Source organism: Brevundimonas sp. CEF1, from assembly GCF_051353055.1.
Classification (GTDB): Bacteria; Pseudomonadota; Alphaproteobacteria; order Caulobacterales; family Caulobacteraceae; genus Brevundimonas.
The window spans coordinates 2388291-2410979 of the sequence record NZ_CP195593.1 but is presented as its reverse complement, the minus strand read 5'-3'; the positions used below and the strand labels follow the sequence as shown (position 1 = coordinate 2410979).

19 protein-coding genes are annotated in these 22689 nt (G+C 66.8%); 11 read left to right on the top strand and 8 right to left on the bottom strand.

The features are described 5' to 3' along the window. Nucleotides 1-53: 53 nt before the first annotated feature. The 5 genes from ACR9FL_RS12290 (at nucleotide 54) to ACR9FL_RS12270 (ending at nucleotide 7481) form a co-directional block, all read left to right on the top strand. Nucleotides 54-2075 (top strand): TonB-dependent receptor, encoded by a 2022-nt coding sequence (locus tag ACR9FL_RS12290; protein WP_436355793.1) that lies wholly within the window; start codon nucleotides 54-56, stop codon nucleotides 2073-2075. Between the two features lie 152 nt (nucleotides 2076-2227). Continuing rightward, on the top strand, nucleotides 2228-3196 hold the full coding sequence (locus ACR9FL_RS12285; RefSeq protein ID WP_296172916.1) for a GAF domain-containing protein: 969 nt from the start codon (nucleotides 2228-2230) through the stop codon (nucleotides 3194-3196). Between the two features lie 132 nt (nucleotides 3197-3328). Then, nucleotides 3329-4846, top strand: coding sequence for an acetaldehyde dehydrogenase ExaC (exaC, locus tag ACR9FL_RS12280; RefSeq protein WP_436355792.1), 1518 nt, complete (start codon nucleotides 3329-3331; stop codon nucleotides 4844-4846). A gap of 214 nt (nucleotides 4847-5060) precedes the next feature. Beyond that, on the top strand, nucleotides 5061-5609 hold the full coding sequence (locus tag ACR9FL_RS12275) for a heme NO-binding domain-containing protein (RefSeq protein WP_296172920.1): 549 nt from the start codon (nucleotides 5061-5063) through the stop codon (nucleotides 5607-5609). Nucleotides 5610-5669: 60 nt separating this feature from the next. Continuing rightward, entirely contained in the window at nucleotides 5670-7481 is a 1812-nt protein-coding gene (locus ACR9FL_RS12270; protein WP_436355790.1) for an ATP-binding protein, read from the top strand. Between the two features lie 26 nt (nucleotides 7482-7507). Here ACR9FL_RS12270 and ACR9FL_RS12265 read toward each other — a convergent pair whose 3' ends face one another. Next, nucleotides 7508-8452, bottom strand: a complete 945-nt coding sequence (locus ACR9FL_RS12265) for a Dyp-type peroxidase (protein ID WP_296172924.1) — start codon at nucleotides 8450-8452, stop codon at nucleotides 7508-7510. Between the two features lie 68 nt (nucleotides 8453-8520). Next, on the bottom strand, nucleotides 8521-10266 hold the full coding sequence (locus ACR9FL_RS12260; protein ID WP_436355789.1) for an acyl-CoA dehydrogenase: 1746 nt from the start codon (nucleotides 10264-10266) through the stop codon (nucleotides 8521-8523). 167 nt (nucleotides 10267-10433) lie between these two features. On the opposite strand from ACR9FL_RS12260, the gene ACR9FL_RS12255 reads away from it, so the two are divergent. Next, on the top strand, nucleotides 10434-11186 hold the full coding sequence (locus ACR9FL_RS12255; RefSeq protein ID WP_296172928.1) for a FadR/GntR family transcriptional regulator: 753 nt from the start codon (nucleotides 10434-10436) through the stop codon (nucleotides 11184-11186). A 9-nt stretch (nucleotides 11187-11195) separates the two neighbouring features. On the opposite strand, the gene ACR9FL_RS12250 is transcribed toward ACR9FL_RS12255, so the two are convergent. From ACR9FL_RS12250 to ACR9FL_RS12235, 4 genes are read right to left on the bottom strand one after another with little or no spacing between them, the layout of a single operon-like run. Then, nucleotides 11196-11990 carry a redoxin family protein gene (locus tag ACR9FL_RS12250; protein WP_436355788.1) on the bottom strand — a complete coding sequence of 265 codons (795 nt, stop codon included), beginning with the start codon at nucleotides 11988-11990 and terminating at the stop codon, nucleotides 11196-11198. A gap of 52 nt (nucleotides 11991-12042) precedes the next feature. After that, nucleotides 12043-13209: a glutathionylspermidine synthase family protein gene (locus ACR9FL_RS12245; protein WP_436355787.1), complete on the bottom strand. Its 1167-nt coding sequence runs from the start codon at nucleotides 13207-13209 to the stop codon at nucleotides 12043-12045. A 3-nt stretch (nucleotides 13210-13212) separates the two neighbouring features. Further along, nucleotides 13213-13953, bottom strand: coding sequence for a PspA/IM30 family protein (locus tag ACR9FL_RS12240; protein ID WP_436355786.1), 741 nt, complete (start codon nucleotides 13951-13953; stop codon nucleotides 13213-13215). Between the two features lie 15 nt (nucleotides 13954-13968). Then, on the bottom strand, nucleotides 13969-14664 hold the full coding sequence (locus tag ACR9FL_RS12235) for a YjfI family protein (RefSeq protein WP_296172934.1): 696 nt from the start codon (nucleotides 14662-14664) through the stop codon (nucleotides 13969-13971). Between the two features lie 135 nt (nucleotides 14665-14799). Here ACR9FL_RS12235 and ACR9FL_RS12230 point away from each other — a divergent pair, with 135 nt between their 5' ends. From ACR9FL_RS12230 to ACR9FL_RS12220, 3 genes are read left to right on the top strand one after another with little or no spacing between them, the layout of a single operon-like run. Continuing rightward, the gene (locus ACR9FL_RS12230; protein ID WP_436355785.1) at nucleotides 14800-15447 is read left to right on the top strand and encodes a YjfK family protein; all 648 of its coding nucleotides are present in this window, start codon (nucleotides 14800-14802) and stop codon (nucleotides 15445-15447) included. A gap of 21 nt (nucleotides 15448-15468) precedes the next feature. After that, a complete protein-coding gene (locus tag ACR9FL_RS12225; protein ID WP_296172939.1) occupies nucleotides 15469-15882 on the top strand; it encodes a DUF350 domain-containing protein in 414 nt (137 codons plus the stop codon). 5 nt (nucleotides 15883-15887) lie between these two features. Then, the gene (locus tag ACR9FL_RS12220; protein ID WP_436358156.1) at nucleotides 15888-16499 is read left to right on the top strand and encodes a DUF1190 domain-containing protein; all 612 of its coding nucleotides are present in this window, start codon (nucleotides 15888-15890) and stop codon (nucleotides 16497-16499) included. 93 nt (nucleotides 16500-16592) lie between these two features. Here the strand turns inward: ACR9FL_RS12220 and ACR9FL_RS12215 are convergent, their stop codons facing one another. Together ACR9FL_RS12215 and ACR9FL_RS12210 are read right to left on the bottom strand one after the other, a co-directional pair. Next, complete coding sequence (locus ACR9FL_RS12215; RefSeq protein ID WP_436355784.1) at nucleotides 16593-19460, bottom strand: TonB-dependent receptor; 2868 nt, start codon at nucleotides 19458-19460, stop codon at nucleotides 16593-16595. Between the two features lie 132 nt (nucleotides 19461-19592). Continuing rightward, nucleotides 19593-19808, bottom strand: coding sequence for a hypothetical protein (locus tag ACR9FL_RS12210; protein WP_296172945.1), 216 nt, complete (start codon nucleotides 19806-19808; stop codon nucleotides 19593-19595). Between ACR9FL_RS12210 and uxaC the strand changes: the two genes are divergently transcribed. Continuing rightward, nucleotides 19807-21222, top strand: coding sequence for a glucuronate isomerase (gene uxaC, locus ACR9FL_RS12205; RefSeq protein ID WP_436355783.1), 1416 nt, complete (start codon nucleotides 19807-19809; stop codon nucleotides 21220-21222). The two genes, ACR9FL_RS12210 and uxaC, sit on opposite strands and share 2 nt — an antisense overlap. Continuing rightward, nucleotides 21219-22688: a mannitol dehydrogenase family protein gene (locus tag ACR9FL_RS12200; RefSeq protein WP_436355782.1), complete on the top strand. Its 1470-nt coding sequence runs from the start codon at nucleotides 21219-21221 to the stop codon at nucleotides 22686-22688. Before uxaC ends, ACR9FL_RS12200 begins: the two co-directional genes overlap by 4 nt. Nucleotide 22689: the final 1 nt, after the last annotated feature.

Sequence of the window (22689 nt, the reverse complement as noted above, 5' to 3'; positions counted from 1 at the left end):
ACTATCTGTCAGAGACGCTGCCGCCCCGCCAGGCGTTCGACAGGGAAATTCGAGTGACAGATTTCCAGCCGCAGACCACCTCTGTTGATGACGTTCTTGTCACCGCCGCCCGCCTGCCTCCCGCAGCGGGCGAGGCGGCCTTTTCCGTGATCCGCCTGGGCGAGGAGCCGCTGTCGAGCGCGACGCGGCTGGATGAAGCCCTGGCGACAGTTCCGGCGGTGTCGCTGTTCCGGCGGACCTCCAGCCTGGCGGCCAATCCGACGACCCAGGGCATATCCTTGCGCGCCATCGCTCCGTCAGGAGCGGGCCGGACGCTGGTGACGCTGGACGGCGTGCCCCTGAACGATCCCTTCGGCGGCTGGGTGATCTGGAGCCAGACGCCGACCGAGAGCGTCGAGAGTCTCGACATCGTGCGCGGGGCCGGGGCCGGGTCCTATGGCGCGGGGGCCCTGACCGGGGTGATCCAGTTACGAGAGCGGGAGCGCGGCGGGGTGCTGGACACCTCCATCGCCGAGCGCGGCGGGGCGCGGCTGGCGGGGGCGGGCGGGGTCGATGCAGGACGGGCACGGCTGACGGGTTCGGTGCTCTATGAGACCAGCGACGGCTACGTTCCTGTGCGCGGCGCGGCGGCCGGGGCGGCGGACACGCCGCTGGATCTGGAGGCGAAGAGCGCGGCCTTGCGCGCGGACCTGCCGCTGGGCGAGGCGGCGCTGTCGCTGCGGGCGGCGGCCTATGAGGAGGATCGCGGCTCGGGTCTGGCCGGGGCGCGGGCCACGGCCAGCGGCCATGTGCTGTCGGCCACCGCCGCACGACGGCCGTCCGACGGCGACTACGGCTGGCGGCTGCAGGCTTGGCGGCGCAAAAGCGATCTGGCCAACACCTCGGTCGCCGTGGCGACGGACAGGACGACGACCACGCCCGCCAACGACCAGTATGAGACGCCCGCGACGGGCTGGGGCCTGAACGCCGCCCTGCGCCGGGCCGAGCGGCAAGTCGGCGGCGGACGGCTGGAATGGGAGGTCGGCGCCGACGCCCGTTTCAACGAGGGCGAGACCCGCGAACGGTTCCGCTACATGGGCGGCGCCTTCACCCGCGACCGCATCGCCGGGGGCGAGACGGCGGTGGCCGGGGTTTACGGCGAAGGCTCGTGGGAGACCGGGCCGTGGCTGTTCGCGAGCGGGCTGCGGCTGGACAACTGGAAGAACCGGAACGGACGGCGGCTGGAGCGCGATCTGGCGACGGGCGCGGCGACGCTAGACGAGACCGATCCCGAACGCTCGGGCGAGGTGGTCAGCGCGCGGCTGGCGGCGCGGCGCATGATCGGCGGCGGCTGGGCTGCGCGAGTGGCGGCCTATTCCGGGTTCCGGCCCGCCACGCTGAACGAACTGCATCGACCGTTTCGCGTCGGCAACGACCTGACCGAGGCTAATGCGGGGCTGGTTCCCGAGACCCTGCAGGGGATCGAGGCCGGGCTGGCCTTTGAGGGTCCGATCTCGGCCCTGAGCGCGACCCTGTTCTGGAACCGGATCGAGGACGCCATCGTCAACGTCACCATCGGCCAGGGCCCCGGGACCTTTCCCCGCGCGGGCTTCGTACCCGCCGGCGGGGTGTTGCGCCAGCGCCAGAACGCCGGAACCATCGAGGCGACGGGCGTCGAGATCAGCGCGCGTCAGACCGTGCGCGGCGGGCTGGACCTGACCGGGGCCGTCTCCATCACTGACGCGCGCGTCGACGGCGGGTCGTCCGCCCCGCAACTGACCGGCCTGCGTCCCGCCCAGGCCCCGATCTGGAGCGCCACGGCGGGCATAGACTGGCGCGCCAGTGAGCGGCTGACCCTGGCCGCGCGCGCCCAGTATGAGAGCAAGCGGTTCGAGGACGACCTGAACAGCCGCATGCTAGACTCCGCCGTGACGGTGGATGTTCGGGCCGACTGGCGGGTCAACACGACGACCTCCCTGTGGCTGGCCGCCGACAACCTGTTCGACGCCGAGGTCGAGGTCTCGGAGACCGGAACCGGTGTCGCGGGCTATGGTCCGCCGCGTCTGGTTAGTGTGGGGATTCGGTTATCTTACTGAATAGGCGTCTTAATTCGCGAGGCGTTGGGGGTGGATGCAACAGGCCTTATGTGCCGATCAAGTCAATCATTGCTTGCGGCAAGGCTGGATGCGTTGACGTACCGCGAAGCGACAGGGAAGATTGAGCTGAGACGAACCCTGGGAGATCGGCCATGGCTGATCGGTTGCGCGGTGATCACGGGAGTCTGATCCGGCAGGCGCTGGACGAGGGGGCGGGCGCGCGCTCGGCCCTGGCGGCGTCATGGCGGCGGTCGATGACCCTTTATGGCCTCGATCCCGTCGAGCATGGCCGGGTCGAGACCGTCACCGAGCAGCAGCTTCATGAGGCGCGTCAGGCGATGGAGCCGCTGACGCGCGCCGCTGAGGGCGTGCTGGACCGGCTGTTCCTGGCGGTCGGCGGCGTGGGGTGCTGCGTCCTGCTGACCAATGCCGAGGGGGTGCCGGTCGAGCGGCGTGGGGCCGTGGCCGACGACGAAACCTTCCATCGCTGGGGCCTGTGGCCCGGCGCCGTCTGGTCAGAGGCGGTCGAAGGGACCAACGGCATCGGCACGGCCCTGGCCGAGCATCGCGCCGTGACGATCCACCGCGAACAGCATTTCCACGCCCGCAACACCGGCCTGAGCTGCATCACCCATCCCATCCACGACCACATGGGGCGTTTGGCCGGGGCGCTGGACGTCTCCTCGTGCCGGGCCGACGCGACCGAGGCTATCCTGGGGCTGATCTCGGCAGCCGTGGCCGATGCGGCGCGGGCGATCGAGGCCCAGACCTTCCGCCAAGCCTTCGCCGATGCCCGCATCGTCCTGGCGGGCGGGGCCAGCGAGCGCAATGCGGCGGCCCTGCTGGCCGTCGACCGGCACGATCTGGTGATCGGGGCCACGCGGGCGGCGCGTTTGTCGCTGGCCATCACCGACGAGCGCATCGCCGCTCAACTTCCAGCCTCGGATCTGCTGACGCCGGGCGGGGTCGAGACGGACCTGCTGGAGGCCGAGCGGGGCGCCGTGCGTCGCGCCCTGGCCCGCAGCGGGGGCAATGTTTCCGCCGCCGCTCGCGCCCTGGGCGTCAGCCGCGCCACCCTGCACCGCAAGCTGCATCGCCTAGGTCTGATCGACCTGCACTGACCTGTCGCAATCCTGCGACAGGTTTGCGGCGCACCATTTCGCCGCCGTCTGGCGCTGCGCCCCCTGCCGACCAAACTGGTCTCAAACGACGCCGGACAATCGGCGCCCGAGGAAACCAGCAGGAGGCCTTTCGTGACCAAGCCCGAATTCATCCGCGCCGTGACTCCCAAATACAAGGCGCGCTACGACAACTTCATCGGCGGCCAGTGGGTCGCCCCGGTCAACGGCCGCTATTTCGAGAACACCTCCCCGGTGAACGGGCGCGTCCTGTGCGAGATCGCTCGCTCGGACGCGGCCGACGTCGAGCTGGCGCTGGACGCCGCTCACGCCGCCAGGGACAGCTGGGGCAAGACCAGCGTCGCCCAGCGCGCCCTGATCCTGAACCGCGTCGCCGATCGGATGGAGCAGAACCTGCAGGCCATCGCCGAGGCCGAGACCTGGGACAACGGCAAGCCGGTGCGCGAAACGCTTGCGGCCGACATCCCGCTGGCTATCGACCACTTCCGCTATTTCGCGGGCTGCATCCGGGCCCAGGAAGGCACCATTTCCGAACTGGACAACGACACGGTCGCCTATCACTTCCACGAGCCGCTGGGCGTGGTCGGTCAGATCATTCCGTGGAACTTCCCCATCCTGATGGCGGCGTGGAAGATCGCTCCGGCCCTGGCGGCGGGCAATTGCATCGTGCTGAAGCCCGCAGAACAGACCCCGGCCTCCATCCTGCTGCTTATGGAGCTGATTCAGGACATCCTGCCGCCGGGCGTGCTGAACATCGTCTCGGGCACGGGGATCGAGGTCGGCGAGCCCCTGGCCACCAATCCGCGCATCGCCAAGATCGCCTTCACCGGCTCGACCGCCGTCGGTCAGAAGATCATGGAATACGCCACTCAGAACATCATTCCGGTGACGCTGGAACTGGGCGGAAAGTCGCCGAACATCTTCTTCAAGGACGTGATGGACGCCGACGACGCCTTCCTTGACAAGGCGCTGGAAGGCTTCGCCATGTTCGCGCTCAATCAGGGCGAGGTCTGCACCTGCCCCAGCCGCGCCCTGATCCACGAAGACATCTATGAGGCCTTCATCGAGAAGGCGATCGCCCGCGTTGAGGCCATCAAACAGGGCGACCCGCTGGACCCGGCTACCCAGGTCGGCGCCCAGGCCTCGGACCAGCAGCTCAAGAAGATCCTCTCCTATCTGCAGATCGGCAAGGACGAAGGCGCCGAGGTCCTGACCGGCGGCGAGCAAAGCGTGCTGAAGGACGATCTGGCGGGCGGCTATTACGTCAAGCCCACCGTGTTCAAGGGCACCAACGACATGCGCGTCTTCCAGGAGGAGATCTTCGGCCCGGTCCTGGCCGTGACCACCTTCAAGACCCTGGAAGAGGCCATCGCCATCGCCAACGACACCGAATACGGCCTGGGGGCGGGGGTGTGGTCGCGCGACATGAACACGGCCTATCGCGCGGGCCGGGCCATCCAGGCTGGCCGCGTCTGGACCAACTGCTATCACCAGTATCCGGCCCACGCGGCCTTTGGCGGTTATAAGAAGTCGGGCATCGGGCGCGAAAACCATCGCATGATGCTGGATCACTATCAGCAGACCAAGAACCTGCTGGTTAGCTACAGCCCGGACAAGCTGGGCTTCTTCTGATCTCGACCAAGGCGCGGACTTCGGTCCGCGCCTTTTCTTTTCGAGTCAAGGCGACCTAGCGCCTGGGCGCGACGGTGACGGTCAACGGGAGTAGGCCGTTAACACTCTGAGCCCTGTCAGCGCGCCGAAATTCGATCGTGAACGTTGTTTTGTTAACTATATTACAAAGGGTGGAAGCCTACCGGTCGGAGGAGCCTCTGGCTGGAGTAGGACTATGAAGGGCATCATCTTTAATCTGTTGCAGGACGTGGTCAGTCAGCACCACGGAGATGATGTCTGGGACGACCTGATAGACGCGGCGCAGGTTGACGGCGTCTATACGTCGGCCGGCAGCTATCCAGACGATGACATGACGGCCTTGGTGAACGCGGCCGCGGCCCGGTTCGACCTGTCGCCGGCCGAAGTGCTGCGCTGGTTCGGGAAGGAGGCGATGTCGCATCTGGCCCGGCTCTTCCCAAACTTCTTCGAAGAGCATGTGTCGGCGCGAACCCTTGTCCTGGGCGTCAACGACATCATCCATTTCGAGGTCCGCAAGATCTACGTCGGCGCGTCGTGCCCTCATTTCCATATCCGTGAGGAAGCGAACGGCAGCCTGAGGCTGGATTATCGTTCGACCCGTCGATTGTGCGCCTTGGGCCAGGGCTTCCTGGAGGGGGCGGGCGCTCACTATGGCGAGCGCCTGGACGTACAGCACCCGCAATGCATCGACCGAGGGGACTCGGCCTGCATCTTCCATGTCCACTGGCCGCAGCTCGCAGCCTGACGAGGTGTAGATTGGACTTAGAGCACGACCACCTGGAACGTCTGGAACGCCGACTGCAGCGTGAGCGCGCTGCACGCCGCGCCGCCGAGGCCATTGTGGAGGGCAGCACTCGCGAGCTCTTCTTGCGGGCCGAGCGCCTCCGTCTTCTGGAAACGATCGCGGTGGCCTGCAATCTGGGCCAGGACCCCTGAAGCGGCGTTGAAGACCGCTCTGCAGGAGGTCTGCGGATTCACCGGTTGGCCCGTCGGCCACGCCTTCATCCGGAAACGCGGACGTCGCGCCGTCATGGAGTCGACCAGGCTGTGGTGGGCCAGGGACGGCGTCGAAGCCGCCGAGTTCAGCGCCTTGTCCGAGGCGATTACCTTCACCGCCGGCGTCGGCTTGCCCGGCCAGGTCATGGCCGAGAAAGCCCCTGTCTGGATTTCCGACGTCACAGCTGCCGACAACTTCCTTCGCGCCGAGGCCGCCGAGCGATGCGGTTTGCGCGCGGCCTTCGCCTTTCCGGTCATGGTGGGCCGTGAGGTGGCGGCGGTGCTGGAGTTCTTTTCCCACAAGGTCGCCGAACCGGACGAGGCCATCCTCAGGACCATGGCCCAGATCGGCGTCCAACTGGGTCGGGTGATCGAGCGTAGCCGGGCGGAAGCCGACGCCAGGGCGCGTAACGCCAAGCTGGAGCGGATGGTCAAGGAGGCCGAGGCCCAGCGCGTCGCCGCCGAGGCCGCCAACCGCGCCAAGTCCGCCTTCCTGGCCGTGACCAGTCATGAGGTCCGCACACCTCTGAATGCGGTTCTGGGGCTGACCGAGGGGCTGGCGCGCACGCCGCTCTCGTCAAAGCAGCAGGGCCTTGTGGATGGGGTGCGGGAATCCGGCGGAATGCTGTTGCGTCTGCTCAACGCCGTTCTGGATCTCGCCCAGATCGAGGCCGGCAAGATGTCGGCCCATATGGGGGCCTTCGACCTGCGCAGCGCCATGGACGCCGTCGGGCGCGTCTGGACGCCGCGCGCCAAGGAAATGGGCGTGGATCTGATCGTCGATCTCAGCGGTCTGCCGGAAGACTGCGCGCTGGTTTCAGACAAGGGCAAGGTCGAGCAGACCCTGGTCAACCTGTTGTCCAACGCCCTGAAATTCTCGCCGGCGGGCGGCGAGCTGGTGCTTGTGGTCAGCGCCCGTCGAACCCGCAACCGCTATCAGGTTCGTGTCGAGATCATCGACCAGGGGCCGGGGGTTTCTCCTGAAGACCGCGCGCGAATTTTTGAAGCGTTCGAGCAGACGGATTCTGGCCGCCAGGTCGGGGGCACGGGCTTGGGTCTGGCTATCTGCGCCGGCAACATGGCCAGCCTGGGCGGAACCATTGGCCAGGATGAGGCGCCTGACGGTCGTTGCCGCTTTTGGTTCGAGTTCCCCGCCGACGCGGGAACGGCGGTCGAGGATGTCGATCCTGTCGAGGTTCTGGAAGCGTCTATGGACCGGCCCCTGCGGGTTCTGGCGGCCGAGGACAATGCCGCCAATCGACAGGTGCTGCAGGTTCTGCTCGATCCCTTCGACATGGAGCTGACCCTGGTCGAGGACGGTCTGGCGGCGCTCGAGGCCGTTCAGGTCAACGCCTTCGACCTGATCCTGATGGACGCCAATATGCCGCGTATGGATGGCGCGACGGCGGTGCGGGCCAGTCGTGCGCTGGGCGGCCGCTCCAGTGAGATGCCGATCTTCATGCTGACCGCGAACGTCTTCGCCGAAGACGTCCGTCGCTATCGGGCCGCTGGCGTGGATGGCGTGCTGAAGAAGCCCATCGAGGTCGGCGAACTGTTCGCCGCGCTCGCCGGGGCGGCGGCGCGGATCGACTCGCCCGCGCCCCTGGAACAGGCCGGCTAGGCGACCAGGCCGGCCTGGTCAGTTCGTCAGGCCTCGACGTCGTCCAGAAAATTCACGGTCGGAACGAAGAACAACGACCCCGTCACGGCTCGGCTGAAGTCCAGCAGCCGGTCGTAGTTTCCCGGAGGCGAGCCGATGAACATGTTTTCCAGCATCCGCTCCATCCGGCCAGGTTCACGGGCATAGCCCATGAAATAGGTGCCGAACTCGCCCTTGCCGACCTCGCCGAAGGGCATGTTGTCGCGCACGATCTGCAGTTGCTCGCCGTTTTCGTCGTCGATGTTGGTCAGGACGTTGTGGGCGTAGGGAGCCTTGTCCTCGTCCCTCATCTCTATGTCCGACAGTTTGAAGCGGCCGATGACGGCTTCCTGGCGTTCGACCGGCTGGGCGTTCCAGCCCTTCATGTCGTGCAGGTATTTCTGGACGATGGCGTAGCTGCCGCCGATGAAATCAGGGTCCTCGTCGCCGACCAGGGCGGCGGCGCCGGCGACTTGGGGCGCGGGGTTCTCCGTCCCATCAACGAAACCCAACAGGTCGCGGTTGTCGAAGAATTTGAAGCCGTGGACCTCGTCCTCTGTGGTCACGGCGTCACCCAGGCGATCCATGACGTGCATGGCCAGTTCGAAGCACAGATCGGGACGCGCGGCGCGGATGTGCAGCAGGATGTCGCCAGGCGTCGAGACGGCGCGATGAACGCCGTTGATCTCACGGAACGGATGCAGATCCCTGGGGCGAGGCGCGCCGAACAGTCGGTCCCAGGCCTGGGACCCGAAACCCATGACGCAGCTCAGTTCACCCTGCAGGTCGCGGAAGGCGACGCCGCGCAGCAGGGACGACAGGTCGCCGCACAGTTCACGCACCGCCGTTTCTGCCGCTTCGCCGGGTGCGATGTTCAGGACCAGAAACAGGGCTGCCGGCGTCAGCGGCGCGCAGACGGGCTGGGAAATCAGGATCGGGGCGTTGTCAGGCATAGGCGGTCCGTTTGGCGATTTGGCCGACTGTAGCGCCTGGATCGCGAGATTGCAGCGTTTGCCTGCGCCTAGAAGCCGTCGTTGGCGACGGTGGTGCTGAGGCCGCTGGTCGAGGCCGCCGTCGTCAGCCAATGGCGGACCTTGGGCAGTTCGAACTCGTAGAAGAAGCGACAAGCGAAGACCTTGCCGTCAAGGAAGGCGTCGGAACCGACAGCGCGGGCGGCCAGCGCCTGATCGAGCCAGATCCAGGCCGTGACCACATGGCCGAAGCCGCGCAGGAAGGCTGTCGCCTGGTTAAGACGACCGGCCGGGGGCAGGGCCTGGACGGCGTTGATGGTCTGTCGGACCTCGGCCCAGGCGTCGGTCAGGGTGTCGGCGAGAATGGCCATGTCCGGGGCGGCGCGGGCGCGGGTGCAGGTCTCCACGATGCGCCGCTCCAGCACAGCCAAGCCGACGCCGTCGGAGCGAAGAATTTTGCGGCCAAGGAGGTCCAGCCCCTGGATGCCGGTGGTGCCTTCGTGGATCGGATTGAGCCGGTTCTCCCGGTACAACTGCTCGACGTCGAAGTCGCGAGTGTAGCCGTAGCCGCCGTGAATCTGGATGGCGATGTCATTGGCCGCCAGGCCGAATTCGGAGGGCCAGGTCTTGGCGACCGGGGTCAGCAGCCCCAGCAGTGCGGCGGCGTCCGCGTCCTCGGGCTGGTCGACCAGTTTCGCGCAATAGAGGCACAGCGCGAGGGCGCCCTCGACATAGGCTTTCTGCGTCAGCAGCATCTGCCGCACGTCGGGATGTTCGATGATGGCGACCGCGCAGCCGTCCGGTCCTTGGCCCTGAATGCGCTCCTGGGCGTAGCGCAGGGCATGACGATAGCCGCGATAACCCAGGGCGGCGGCGCCCAGGCCGACGCCGATCCGCGCCTCGTTCATCATCAGGAACATTTGCTGCAGGCCGCGCCCTGCCTCGCCGACGCGCCAGCCGATCGCGCCCTCACCTTCGCCGAAGTTCAACAGGCAGTTGCTGGCGCCGCGATAGCCCATCTTGTGGTTCAGGCCGGCGACGCTGACGTCGTTGCGCTGACCGTCGGGCAGTATCTTGGGAACGATGAACAGCGACAGGCCGCCCGTGCCGTTGGGCAGGGAGCCGTCCGCGAGCGGGATCTTGGCCAGCACCAGGTGGACGATGTTCTCGCTGATGTCCTGATCACCGCCCGAGATCCACATCTTGTTGCCTGACAGGCGATAGCGCGGCCCCAGATGGTCTTCGCCGTCAGCCACGGCCTTGGTGCGGACATCGGCCAGGTTCGATCCCGCCTGGGGTTCCGACAGGCACATGGTGCCGAACCAGCGCCCGGCGATTTCAGGCAGGGCGAAGGTCTCGACCTGCGCCGCCGATCCGAAGGTGGCGATGAGACGCGCATTGGCCGTGGTCAGCATCGGATAGGCGGAGGTGGCGATATTGGCGGCGGCGAAGAAGGAGAAGGACGCCATGCTGGCCAGGAAGGGCAGGCCCAGACCGCCCAGGTCTTCGCTGAAGCCGGCGGCGAACAGGCCGAGCTCGGCATATTGATCCAGCGCCGGCTTGATCGCCGGTAGGGTCACGACCTGCCCGTTTTCGAGCCGGGGCTCGATCTCGTCGGACGCCTTGTAGTGGGGGAGGAACAGGTCGGCGGCGAGGGCTTCGGACAGGTCGAGCACGGCGTCGACGCTTTCGCGGCTATGGTCGGCGAAGGCGGGGGTGGCGAACAGGGTCTCCATTTTCAGCCAGTCGTGCAGCATGAAGTCGAGGTCGCGACGAACGATCAGGGGGTGGGTCATGCGCTCAGGTCTCCGAAGGCGTCGTCGCGGCTGGGGCCCCGATCACATTTCTCGAGGCGGGATGGTCCTGTGTGATGCGGATGGGCACGGAACACTCTCGCCAGGGTTTTGTGGAAGCGGCGGCGTCTGATACCCTATTGTTGGATTGTTGGACAAAGAGAGTCTAGGTGCCAAATCAACTGAAGCGTCTGACGATCCCTCGCGCCTATGAGGCAGTGCATCGGGCGCTGCAGGAAGAAATTCTGAGCGGTCGGATCGCGACCGGCGCGCCGCTCCCGACCGAAACCGAACTGGCGGAGCAGTTCGGCGTCACGCGACACACCGTGCGCGAGGGGATGCGGGCGCTGGAGCAGAGCGGGTTGGTCCGGCGCGAAGCAGGGCGCCGCCTGCACGCGGCCCTGCCGCATCATGAGGAACTGGCGCCGCGCGGGTCGCGCGCCCTGTTGATGCAGGGGGTGACGTTTCGCGAGCTATGGGAGGTCGCCTTGAGGCTGGAGGTCTGCGCCGCAGAGCTGGTGGCGCCGGTCATCGATGACGCCCTGATCGAGAGCCTGGAGGCCAATTTGCGAGCCATGGAGGCGGCGATGGCGGAGGGGCGATCAATCATCGCCCTGGACGTGGCCTTCCACGCCCTGATCGCCGAGGCGACGGGCAATCGGGTGCTGCTGATGTCGCGCGAACCTGTTTCCCTGCTCTTCTATCCCTCGCTCGAAAAACTGTTCAGCCATCCTGCGACGGGTGATCAATCGCCTGGGCGTGTGGTGGAGGCGCACCGGGAGATCGTTCGGGCGATGCGCGCCAGGGACGCTCAGGCCGTGCGCGATTGGATGGAGCGGCACATCATGGACTTCCGCCGGGGCTATGACCTGGCTGGCATCGAACTGGATCGCCCCGTGGACACCAGGATCGAGCGTGCATAGGCGGGCCGTTCAGCGCAGACGGGCGATTTCCGCCGCGATCCGCTCGGGCGCGATCTCGCCCATGTGGGCCTTGGCCAGTCGCCCGTCGGCGTGAAGGAACAGCGTCACGGGGATGCCGACCGTGCGATAGTGGCGCTGCGTCGCCATGGTCGGGTCTAGCAGCAGATGGTTGAAGCTCAGGCTCTCGCTGCCGAGGAAGGCGCGCACCTTGTCGGAGTCCTCGCCCTGATTGATCAGGAGGAAGCGCACCTCGGGATGATCGCGCTCGGCCTGGGCTAGGGCGGGCATTTCGCGGCGGCAGGGGGCGCACCACGTGGCCCACAGGTTGATCACGGTCGGTCGTCCGTTGCTGGTTGCCAGGTCAACCGGCGGCCCGTCCAGCGCGGCCAAGGTCAGGGGCGGCGGGGGCAGGGGCTCGCTGGCGGCGGCCAGATGATGCGCGGTGGCCCAGGCCAGGGCGGCGGCGGCCAGCGGCGCAATCGCCCAGGCCCGCTCGCGCCGGGTCTGTAACAGGAAGATCAGGGACAAGGCGACCACGGGCAGGAGCCAGAGCCAGTCGAACCCGCCCTGCCAGACGGCCAAGGCACGCAGCGGGTCGTCGTTGAAATAGGTCCAATGGCCGATGACGTGGGCCAGGCGCGCGGCGGCCAAGCCGCCGAGAACGACGACGGTGCTCCACAGGTTGAAGCGGGGGCTGACGCGGCTGGCCAGCAGACCGGTTCCGATCAGGAAGACAAAGACGCCCGCCAGGAGGGCGAAGCGCTCGCCTGATAGCACCAGGGGGCCAAGAGTGATCGCGTCCATGAGGCTCCCTGTTTTGACCAGCCGCAGTTGGGGCCGCCGCGTCGCCCGCTCCCTAGTCCCGGATGAAGTGCGGCAGGAAGCGCGAGGTGTTGCGGGTGACCAGGCTGACGTCCTCGCGCAGGCTCATGCCCGCCGCCTCGTCGCCGACCACCCAGGAACCGACGATGACGTGGTTGCCGTCAAAGCTAGGCGGGTTGCAAAGGGCCTGACGAATCCAACGCCCGCCGCCATAGCCGCCGTCGATGACCTCGGCGGCGCTGCGGCCCTGTTCGACCAGTTCGACGTTGGCGCCTTCGCGCGAAAACAAGGGCTTGCGGACGTAGGACGAGCCCAGCGCAGCATGGACCGGATCATCCTCGAAATAGGCCTCGAGCAGGTTGGGGTGTCCCGCGTGGCGTTCCCACAACAGGGGCAGGATGCCCTTGTTGGACAGGATGCTCTTCCACGCCGGTTCCAGCACCGTCACGCCTGCTGTCGGCAGCGGTGCAGCGTAGTCGTCGCGCAGCATCTGCTCCCACGGATAGAGCTTGAACATGGCCTGGATCAGCCAGTTCTCGTGGTCGACAAACTGGCCGTCGGCGTTGAGGCCGATCTGGTCGATGGCGACGAACTGCGGGTCCAGCCCGGCCTGCTGGGCGAGGTCCTCGAGGAAACGCACGGTCTGGCGGTCCTCGACGAAGTCGGCGTCCGAGCTGAAATGCACGAAGCCGCCGTTGGGGAAGATGGCCCGGAACCGGTCGACCAACTTCTCGTGCAGGCTGTTGAACTGGTCGACGTCGGCGGGCAGGACGCCGGCCTTGATCTGATCCTCCAGCCACAGCCACTGGAAGACCGCTGTCTCATAGATGCTGGTCGGGGTGTCGGCGTTGTACTCATAGAGCTTGGCCGGACCCGTGCCGTCATAGGCGAAGTCGAAGCGGCCGTAGAGCGACGGATCGCCCCGGTTCCAGCTGTCGGCCACGTAGTCCCGCATGGGCTCGGGGATGTCGAGTTGTTCCATCAACCGCTCGGACTGGACCGCCTCGGCGACCAGATCCAGGCACATGGCGTGCAGTTCCTCGGTCGGCGCTTCGATCCCGTCCTCGACCTCGGCCATGGTGAAGGCGTAGGCGGCGGTTTCGTCCCAATAGAGCTCGCCGCCGGTGTGACGCCAGGTGAAGCCCAGGCTGTCGGCCTGAGCATCCCAGTCGGGACGAGGATCAAGGCGCAGACGCTGCATGGATCAGGCCGGGTCCTTGTCGGGCGTGGCTTGACCAATGCGCGGGGTGACGATGGTCACGTCCTTCTGGGTCAGGCGGGCCAGGACGTCGTCGGCGGACGAGTGACCGGGCAGGATGCCGGCGTCGCGCAGCTTGGCGTCCAGATCGGCGCCGGTGCGGCGGTCTTCCAGGGCCTGGTTCTCGCGCAGCTTTTCTTCCTGCACGGCCTGGCGTTGCTTGATGCGTTGCAGGCTGTCGGCGGCCGAGCCGATGCGCGACTGGGCGCCGGCCGAGTTCAGGGCGACCGAGGTCTGGGCGCGCTGGACGGACTCGTTGACCTTGACGATGTCGATCTCGCGACGGAGCGTCTCGATCTTCTGGTCGGTCGCAGTGATGGCCGTGCGCAGGCGCGTTTCGGCTGTCTTCATATCCTCGATCAGCGGGCCGCGGGTCGAGATCTCGACTTCCAGTTCGGCGATGCGGACGGCGACTTCGCGCGCCAGATCGGTCTTGCCCTGACCCAGGGCCGAGCGAGCCGAGTTCTCGTACTTGCCGATCTGCTCGTGGAAGCTGGCCATTTCGTTCTCGGCCATGCGGCGGCGCGCCACCAGGCCGGCCAGGTCGTCGCGCGCCTTGCCCTGGGCGTTGTCGGCGTCGCGGATTTCCTGATCGAGGATCTTCAGGGCATTGGCGTCGACGACGCCTTGCGCCGCGTCATGGGCTGTGCCGCGGAACAGGGCGGAGAGTTTTCTGAGCATGGACATGGTCGGGTTTCCGGATCAGGCGGCGTCGGCGCCGAAGGTTTCACGCAGTTCGGTGGCGTCGATGGCGTTTTCCGCCAGGGTGCGCAACTCGATCAGGATGGTTTGCAGCGTCGTCTTGCACGACAGCTCGCCCATCAGCTCATAGACGTCTTCGCCGCCGACATTGGTGATGGCGAAGTTCGACAGGGGCACCACGCGCTGGGCCTTCAGCAGGAACTCGTTGAAGGCGTGGCGGTCGGCCTGTTCGGCCACCGGCCACAGCAGCACCGAACAGACGATCTGGGCGCCGCCGACGCTGAGATAGACCGGCAGGTCGCCGTATTCGTGCATGGTCGCCAGCAGCACCGGGTCGGCGCCTTCCAGTACGCGCAGGGTCATCTCGCCGTCGCGGACCAGAGGCGAGCCGTCCAGCGCCGTCTTGATGGCCGGCACGGTCCAGGGGGTTTCGATCACGGCGTCCATGTGGTGGTCGTCTCCAGAAGTGATGGGATCAGAAGTGGGGCGGCGCGCTCCGCCGGCAAGGTGACGGCCGGCAAGATGGGGGCCGCGCGTGGAATCGGTGAGGATGGCGCGGACGGCGGCCTTCACGTCATCACGTGCGGCCTCGGGCACCCAGAGCTCCAGCTTGACCAGGCCCGCCTCGCGGCGCGCCTGTCGCCACGCACGGATGCGTTCGGTCGCGGCGGAGGGAGGGGCGGGGGGCTTGGTCATGTTTCATGTAACGCGTAACATGAACGCTTGACATCGGGCAATGCAGGACTGAATTTCAGACCATGACCCGCATCATTCGGTCGCACCGCCTCTGTTCGCTCGCAGTCGGCCTGCGGCAGGCCTAGATAGTCGCCCATGTTCAAGAAGCTTTTCGGACAGTCGGACAAGACCGCGCCCGCCTCGCAACTGGCGATGGTGCGCAACATCACCGTGGGTCGCACGGTGGCGCTGGACCCGCTGGCCTGGCGGCGGCTGGGCGACGAGACGCATTTCACGCTGGACCGCGACGTTCTGGACATCACCGCGCAAGGGTTGGTGTCGCTGGACGGCGGGCAATACGTCCACCGTTTCTACACTGACGACCATGTCATGCTTCAGGCCATGAGCGATGACGCGGCGGGGTCGGAAAGCTACGACTTCAGCCTGTTCATCCCCTGGACCTCGGCCTATCCGCCGAATGAGCGCGAACGCCGCATCTGGCGCGACCGCCTGTCGGCGCCGGTGTTTCATGGCGCGGCCGAGGACCTGCCCGACTATCCGCGCTTCTGGTTCTCGGAAAGCGACGCCATCCAGCCGCCCGTGACCCTGTGGGAGACCATCTGGGACGACCGTGCGGCGACCACGCCCTATGCTAGGATCTTTCAGACCTGCATGCTGTACGGCCGCGATCTGGCGGGCGGCCGCGAACTGATGATCGCCCTGGAGCAGCAGCCTGAGGGCGGCGAGACGACGCACGAAATCATGATCGGCATTCCGCTGGAAATGGCCGAGTTCCGCGCCTGACGGCGCCAGGGGAGAAGCACGATGTTTGACTGGTTCGGATTTCAGCAAGGGGCGATCGCCTTCCTGATCGCCTTCGCCATGGCCGGGGTTTTCACCCTGGCGTTCAAGCTGATCTACCAGTGGGTTACGCCTTATCATGAGCATACGCTGATCCGGGAAGGCAACACCGCCGCCGCCATTGCGCTGGGGGGCGCCCTGATCGGCTATGTCCTACCCCTGGCCTCGGCTCTGTCGCACACCGTCAGCCTGATGGAGTTCGCCGCCTGGGCCCTGCTGGCCGGTGTCATCCAGATCCTGGTCTTCGTCACCATCAGCCGCCTGGCGTTTCGCAACCTGGTGGTCCGCATCGAGGCGGGCGAGATCGCGGCGGCGGTCTATCTGGCCGCCATCTCCATCTGCGTCGGGCTGCTGAACGCCGCCTGCATGACGGCGTGACCGCGATGACCAAGGAAACGCCGCCCGAAACCAAGACCATGCGCAAGCTGAAGCGCTCGCGCGTCCTGCATGTCAGCAGCCTGATGGCCACCGCCAGCTTCTCGCTGGCCGCCTGCGGCGCGCCTCAGGTCGCCGCGCCCGAGCCCGAGCCGGTTCAGGCCTATACTTCGCTGGAGGAATGCCGCGTCGCCAACGACATCTCGGACGCCGAGTGCGATGCGGCCCAGGCCGCCGCCCAGAAGGCCGCCGCTGAAACGGCGCCGCGCTACGCCACCCAGTCTGAATGCGAGGGCCAGTGGGGGCCGTCTCAGTGCCAGCCCAATCAGAGCGGCGGCGGCTCCTTCTTCACCCCGTTGCTGACGGGCTTCATCGTCGGCCAGATGCTGAACGGCGGCGGCTATCGCGGCGGCGGACCGCTGTATCGCGACCGGGACGGCCGCTATTCCAACGGCTACGGCGGCGGCTACACCTATCGCGACTATCGCACGGGCAAGACCCTGACCAACGGCCGCGAACACGGTGACGTGGCGCGTCAGGCTCCCAGTCGGGTGCAGAGCCGCACCACGGTCGTCTCGCGCGGCGGTTTCGGCGGCGGCGGACGCGGCTACGGCGGCTAAGGCCCCCGCATCTCCTTTGCTCCATAAAAAAAGGCGCCGGCGATCAGATCGCCGGCGCCGAAGTCATCGCTCAGGAGCGCGATGTGTCGGGTGTCAGAACTTGTAGCGGGCGCCCACGAAGACCTGGCGGCCGGTGTGGTGATAGACGTAGGTGCTGTCGCGCACGCCATCGAGTTCGCTGTGGTTCTGGCGATTGGCCTCGTCGGTCAGGTTGATGCCTTCGATCGACAGGGCCAGCTTTTCCGTGACGTTGAATGAGGCCGAGGCGTCGATGCTGAGCGTCTCGGTCTTGCCGGTGACGGCGATGCCGCGCGTGCCGCCGTTGGCCGCCGGAACCTGCTGATAATAGGTGTCGCGATAGGCGGCCGAGACGCGAGCGTTGAAGCGACCATCGTCATAATAGAGCGTGGCGTTCCAGGCGTCCGGCGACAGGTTCACCAGATTGGCCGTGACATAGGCGTTGCAGGCCGCCGTCGTGCAGTAGTCGATCTCGGACTCGACGTGGGTGAAGTTGGCTTGCACGCCCAGGTTCGAGAAGGCGCCCGGAAGGAAGGTGAAGGGCTGCTGGTAGCTGATCTCGAAGCCCGTTAACGGGCCGCCCGGCGTGTTGGTGGGCGTGCTGAAGGTATATTCGTCGCCGGCCGGGCGGTCGGGCGCGGCGGGGAAGGCTTCGGGGTTCATCGCCGTCAGTTCGGCGTAGGTCATCTTTTGCTGGGTCGTCTGCACATAGGTCGAGATGTCCTTGTAGAAGACGGCGAAGGACAGCAGGGACTCAGGGGCGAAATACCATTCCAGCGAGAGATCGAAGGTGTCCGCGCGATACGGGTCCAGGTTGACGTTGCCCAGCGACGCCGTGCGGTTGGCGGCGTTTGGCGCGCTCAGCGACAGGGTCGGCACCAGGCTGGTCACCGGCGGGCGGGACATGACGCGGGCCGCGCCGAAGCGGACCATGACGTTCTCGATCGGCTCGACCGAGATGTTCAGCGAGGGCAGGATGTCGTCATAGTTGTTGGCGCCGGTGACGCGCGTGGTCACGCCGTTCAGGGCGGAATAGCCCGCGGCCTCGACCTCGGTGTTGACCCAGCGCGCGCCGAAGTTGCCGCGCACCGGCATGCCGGCCCATTCGGTGTTCCAGTCCAATTGCGCCCACAGGCCCGTGTCCTTCTCGGTCACGTCGCGCCAGTTGCCCAGGGCGGTCGAGCCGTTCTCGAGGCCCAGCAGGCGGAAGTCGCCGCCGGCCACGCCCGTGTCGCACAGGCAATCCGCGCCATAGGCCTTCATGATCGCGTCGAGGTTGGGCGAGATCCAGGCCGTGGCCGACCCCGAGGGCAGGTCCAGGTTCTTGCCGAAGCCTTCCAGCAGGTAGGTCAGGTCGCCGATGGACGTCCCGGCCGGCATGGCGGGGGCGGCGTTGGTCTGGCGCGCGTAGCCGGAGCCTTCGGACTGATATTCCTTGTAGCTGGCGCCGACCTTGAAGGTCATGCGGTCGTCGATGTCGAATTCGAAACCGCCCTCGAAGGTGGTGTAGGTGTTGGATTGCTCGCTCGACAGGATGCGCAGTTCTGACTGCGGGGCCACGCCGCCGGGAGCCGGACCTGTAATGGTCCACTGGTTCGCGTCGGTGACGTCGAAGCCATAGATGATCTTGGGCAGGTCGCGGTTTTCGCGGAAGTCGATCGACCAGCCGTCGCCGTTCTGGTGGTCGATGATGGCGTTGACCTGCAGCGGGTTGCCGAACTCGGACTTGGAGCGACCGGCCACGCCGCGGAAGCGCACGGTGTCCGAGAAGTCGTGTTCGACCTCCAGGGTGTATTGCGTGAACTCGCTCTTGAGGATGTCGAAGCGTTCCTCGGTGCGCATGTCCATGTCGTCGAGGCGCAGATAGACCAGTTCGCCGGTGTTGGGGTCGGCGATGGCTTCGACGATGTCGACCTGGGGCTTGCCGCCCTGGCTGGCGTTGCGGCTCAGCGACCAGGCTTCGAGGAAGTTCTCTTTCCGGGTAGAGTCGAGCTTGGAATAGAGACCGTCCAGGCTGATCGTGGTCGCGTCCGACGGGCGCCATTGCAGCGACAGGGTCGCGCCGATGCGCTCCTGTTCATGGCTCAGTCGGCCATAGCGAGGGATGCGCGGGTGGAACAGGCCGCCGGCGGCATCCTTGCCGCCGGGCAGGGCGTCGGGATTCTGGAAGCCGTTGTCGCCGCTGGCGGGGCCCCAGCGGACGGAGCTGAAGCCTTCTTCGATCGAGCTCTTGTCGCTGTAGGCCAGCGACAGCAGGGCGCCGAACTTGCCGTCCATCCAGGTGTTGGAGATCAGGCCGGCGAAGCGCGGGCTCCATTGCTCCGACAGATCGTTATAGCCGCCCTGCGCCGAGGCGACGGCGGTGAAGCCGGGATAGTCGAATGGACGCGCGGTGCGCAGATCGACCGTCGCGCCCAGCGAACCTTCCTCGACCTCGGCCGAGGCGGTCTTGCGAACGGTGATGTTGTTGAACAGCTCTGAGGCGAAGACGTTGAAGTCGAAGCCGCGCCCACGGTTCACGCCGCCGGAGGAGTCGGTCGCGCCGGTCGTGGCCTGGGCCTCGATGCCGTTGATGCGGGTGCGGGTGAACTCCGAGCTCAGGCCGCGCACGGTGATCGAGCGACCCTCGCCAGCGTCGCGGTCGATAGACACGCCGGGGATGCGCTGAATGGATTCGGCCAGGTTGGTGTCGGGGAAGTCGGCGATGTCCTCGGCCGAGATGGCGTCGACCACGCCGGCTTCGCGGCGCTTGATGTTCAGGGCGTTCTGCAGGCTGGCGCGGAAGCCGGTGACGACAATCTCATCGACGGTGGTGGCTTCCTGCTCGGAGGCGGCTTCGGCGTCCTGAGCCTGGGCGGCGCCGGCCGCCAGGGCGAGGGTGAGGGCGCCCAGCGAGGCGCCAAGGGTCAGCGCATAACGCGCACGGGTAGCGTGTTGGGTCATCTGTGTCCTCCTCCCAGTTAGGCCTTTCGGGGATCGTGCGTCCCCGTTCCAGCCGCCGCGATCGCGGGAACCGGTGTCATTTGGCGTTTGTCAGCCTGTGCCACCGGTGTCATATAAAGCTACGCACAGTTTTCAGCGTGTGGCAAGACAATGGCGAACGCCGTTTCCGTCAATGTCGCAGGCCGAGGCTGCGCCAGCGAAAAACCAACTGATCGACCGCAGCAGATGGTCGGCGAACAGGGAGACGACCATGCCGCTGCTGACAGCCGCGACCGCTACATCGGTCGAATCGCCGTGCGTCCGACTGTTGTTTCCGACCGCCTGATTCCTTGCTTCGAGTTCCTGCATGACCCAGCCGCTTCGCCTGAATCCTGATCGCCTGTTTCCGGCAGATGCCGATACCCGAGCGGTGGCGCGTCGCCTCTATGCCGAGGTGAAGGCGCTGCCGATCATCAGCCCGCACGGCCACACGGACCCCAGCTGGTTCGCCGGCAATGAGAACTTCGCCAACCCGGCCGAGTTGCTGATCACGCCTGATCACTACGTCTTCCGCATGCTGCATTCGCAGGGGATGGCGATGGAGGACCTGGGGGTGCCGCGCGCCGACGGCGGGCCGGTCGAAACCGATCCGCGCAAGATCTGGCGCCGCTTCGCCGAGAACTATCACCTGTTCCGGGGCACGCCGTCGCGCATGTGGCACGACTGGGTCTATGCCGAGGCCTTCGGCATCGATGTCCGTCTGTCGGCCGAGACGGCGGACCACTACTACGACGTCATCGACGCGGCGCTGAAGACCGAGGCCTTCAAGCCGCGCGCCCTGTTCGACCGTTACAACATCGAGGTGCTGACCACGACCGAAAGCCCGCTCAATACGCTGGAGCATCACAAGGTCATCAAGGCTTCGGGCTGGAAGGGCAGGGTGCTGACCGCCTATCGTCCCGACCCGGTGCTGGACCCGGACTATGAAGGCTTCCGCGACAATCTGAAGGTTCTGGCCGAACAGACCGGCCGCGATACGATGTCGTGGGAGGGCTATCTGCAGGCGCTGCGCGACCGCCGGGCCTTCTTCATCGAAATGGGCGCCACCTCGACCGACCACGGCCACCCGACCGCCTTCACCGCCGACCTGTCGAAGTCCGACGCCGAGGCCCTGTTCAAGCGGGTGTCGACCGCCCCGGCCAGCGCCGTCGACGCCGAGCTGTTCCGTGGCCAGATGCTGACCGAGATGGCCGCCATGTCGGTCGAGGATGGCCTGGTGATGCAGTTGCACCCGGGTTCATTCCGCAACCACTCGGCCACGGTGTTCAACCGCTTCGGTCGGGACAAGGGCTGCGATATCCCGACCCAGACGGACTATGTCCGGGCGCTGAAGCCGCTGCTGGACCGCTTCGGTTCGGACACCCGCCTGACCCTGATCCTGTTTACCCTGGACGAGACCTCCTACAGCCGCGAACTGGCCCCGCTGGCCGGCCACTATCCGGCGCTGAAGCTGGGGCCGAGCTGGTGGTTCCACGACAGCCCCGAGGGCATGCGTCGCTTCCGCGAACAGGCGACCGAGACGGCGGGCTTCTACAATACCGTGGGCTTCAACGACGACACGCGGGCCTTCCTGTCGATCCCGGCGCGGCACGACGTGGCGCGGCGGATGGACTGCGGCTTCCTGGCCAAGCTGGTGGTCGAGCACCGGATGGAAGAGGACGAGGCCCACGAACTGGCCCACGCCCTGACCTATGGCCTGGTCAAGGCGGCCTACAAGCTGTGAGCCGCCTCAATGATGCGGCCCTGAAGGGCCTGCCTGCCGAAGTCGCCCGCCCAGCTTATGACCGCGCTCAGGTGAAGACCGGCGTGGTTCATTTGGGCATCGGCGCCTTCCATCGCGCCCACCAGGCGGTGGTGTTCGACGACGCCCTGGCCAGCGGGGATCTGCGCTGGGGCGTGTTGGGGGCCTCGCTGAGGTCGCCCGGCGTGCGCGCCCAGCTGAACCCGCAGGACGGGCTCTACACCCTGGTCGTTCGCGACGGGGCGAATGAGCATCTGCGGGTGATCGGCGCGGGTCGTGGCGTGCTGGTGGGGCCGGAAGACCCCGCCGCCCTGGTGGCGGCCATGGCCGGGGCCGAGGTCCACATCGTCACCCTGACGGTCACCGAGAAGGGCTATCGCCTCGACCCGGCGACGGGCGACCTCTTGCTCGACGACCCTGACGTGGCCGCTGATCTGGCCGACATCGCAGCGCCCCGCACGGCGCCGGGCTATATTGTGGCGGCCTTGCAGGCGAGGAAGGCGGCGGGGCAGAAGCCCTTTACCGTCATCAGTTGCGACAACCTTCCGCTCAACGGCCAGCGCATCCGGGCTGGGGTGCTGGCCATGGCGCGCCGCATCGATCCGTCCCTGGCCGAGTGGATCGAGGCCGAGGGCGCCTTCCCCCAGACCATGATCGACCGGATCGTGCCGGCGACCATTCCTGACGACATCACCCGCCTGACCGCGCGTCTCGGCGTCGAGGATCAGGGCATGGTCAAGGCCGAGCCCTTTACCCAGTGGGTGATCCAGGACTGGTTCGCGGGCGAGCGGCCCGACTTCGCGGCCTTCGGGGTTCAGTTGACCGATGCGGTGGAGCCTTGGGAGGACGCCAAGCTGCGCCTGCTGAACGGGGCCCATTCGGCGGTAGCCTATCTGGGCGCTCTGTCGGGTTATGAGCATGTGCACGAGGCTGTGGCTGTGCCCGCGTTCAGGGCCTTTATCGAGGCCCTGTGGGACGAGGCGCAGGCGACGCTTAATCCGCCGCCGGGGCTGGATGTGGCGGCCTATCGCGACGAGCTGATGGCCCGCTTCTCCAACTCGGCCCTGATGCACCGAACGCGTCAGATCGCCATGGACGGGTCGCAGAAGCTGCCGCAGCGGCTGCTGGCCGGGATGGCGGAGCGGCTGGCGGCCGGGCAGGGGGTCGAGGCCATGGCCCTGGGCGTCGCCGCCTGGATGCGCTGGCAGGAGGGCGTGACCGAGAGCGGTGAGACCGTGGTGGTCGACGACCCTCTGGCGACGCGCACAGCCGAGCTGATCGCGGCGTCGGAGAATGACGAGGCCGAGGTCCGCGCCCTGCTGACCCTGTCGGCGGTCTTCCCGGCGTCGCTGGCGAACGACCGGCGCTTCGTCGAGGCGGTCACCGGCGCTTTCCTGTCCTTGAGAGAGAACGGCGCGGTCGAGGCCGCTCGCCGGGTGACGGAGTAGA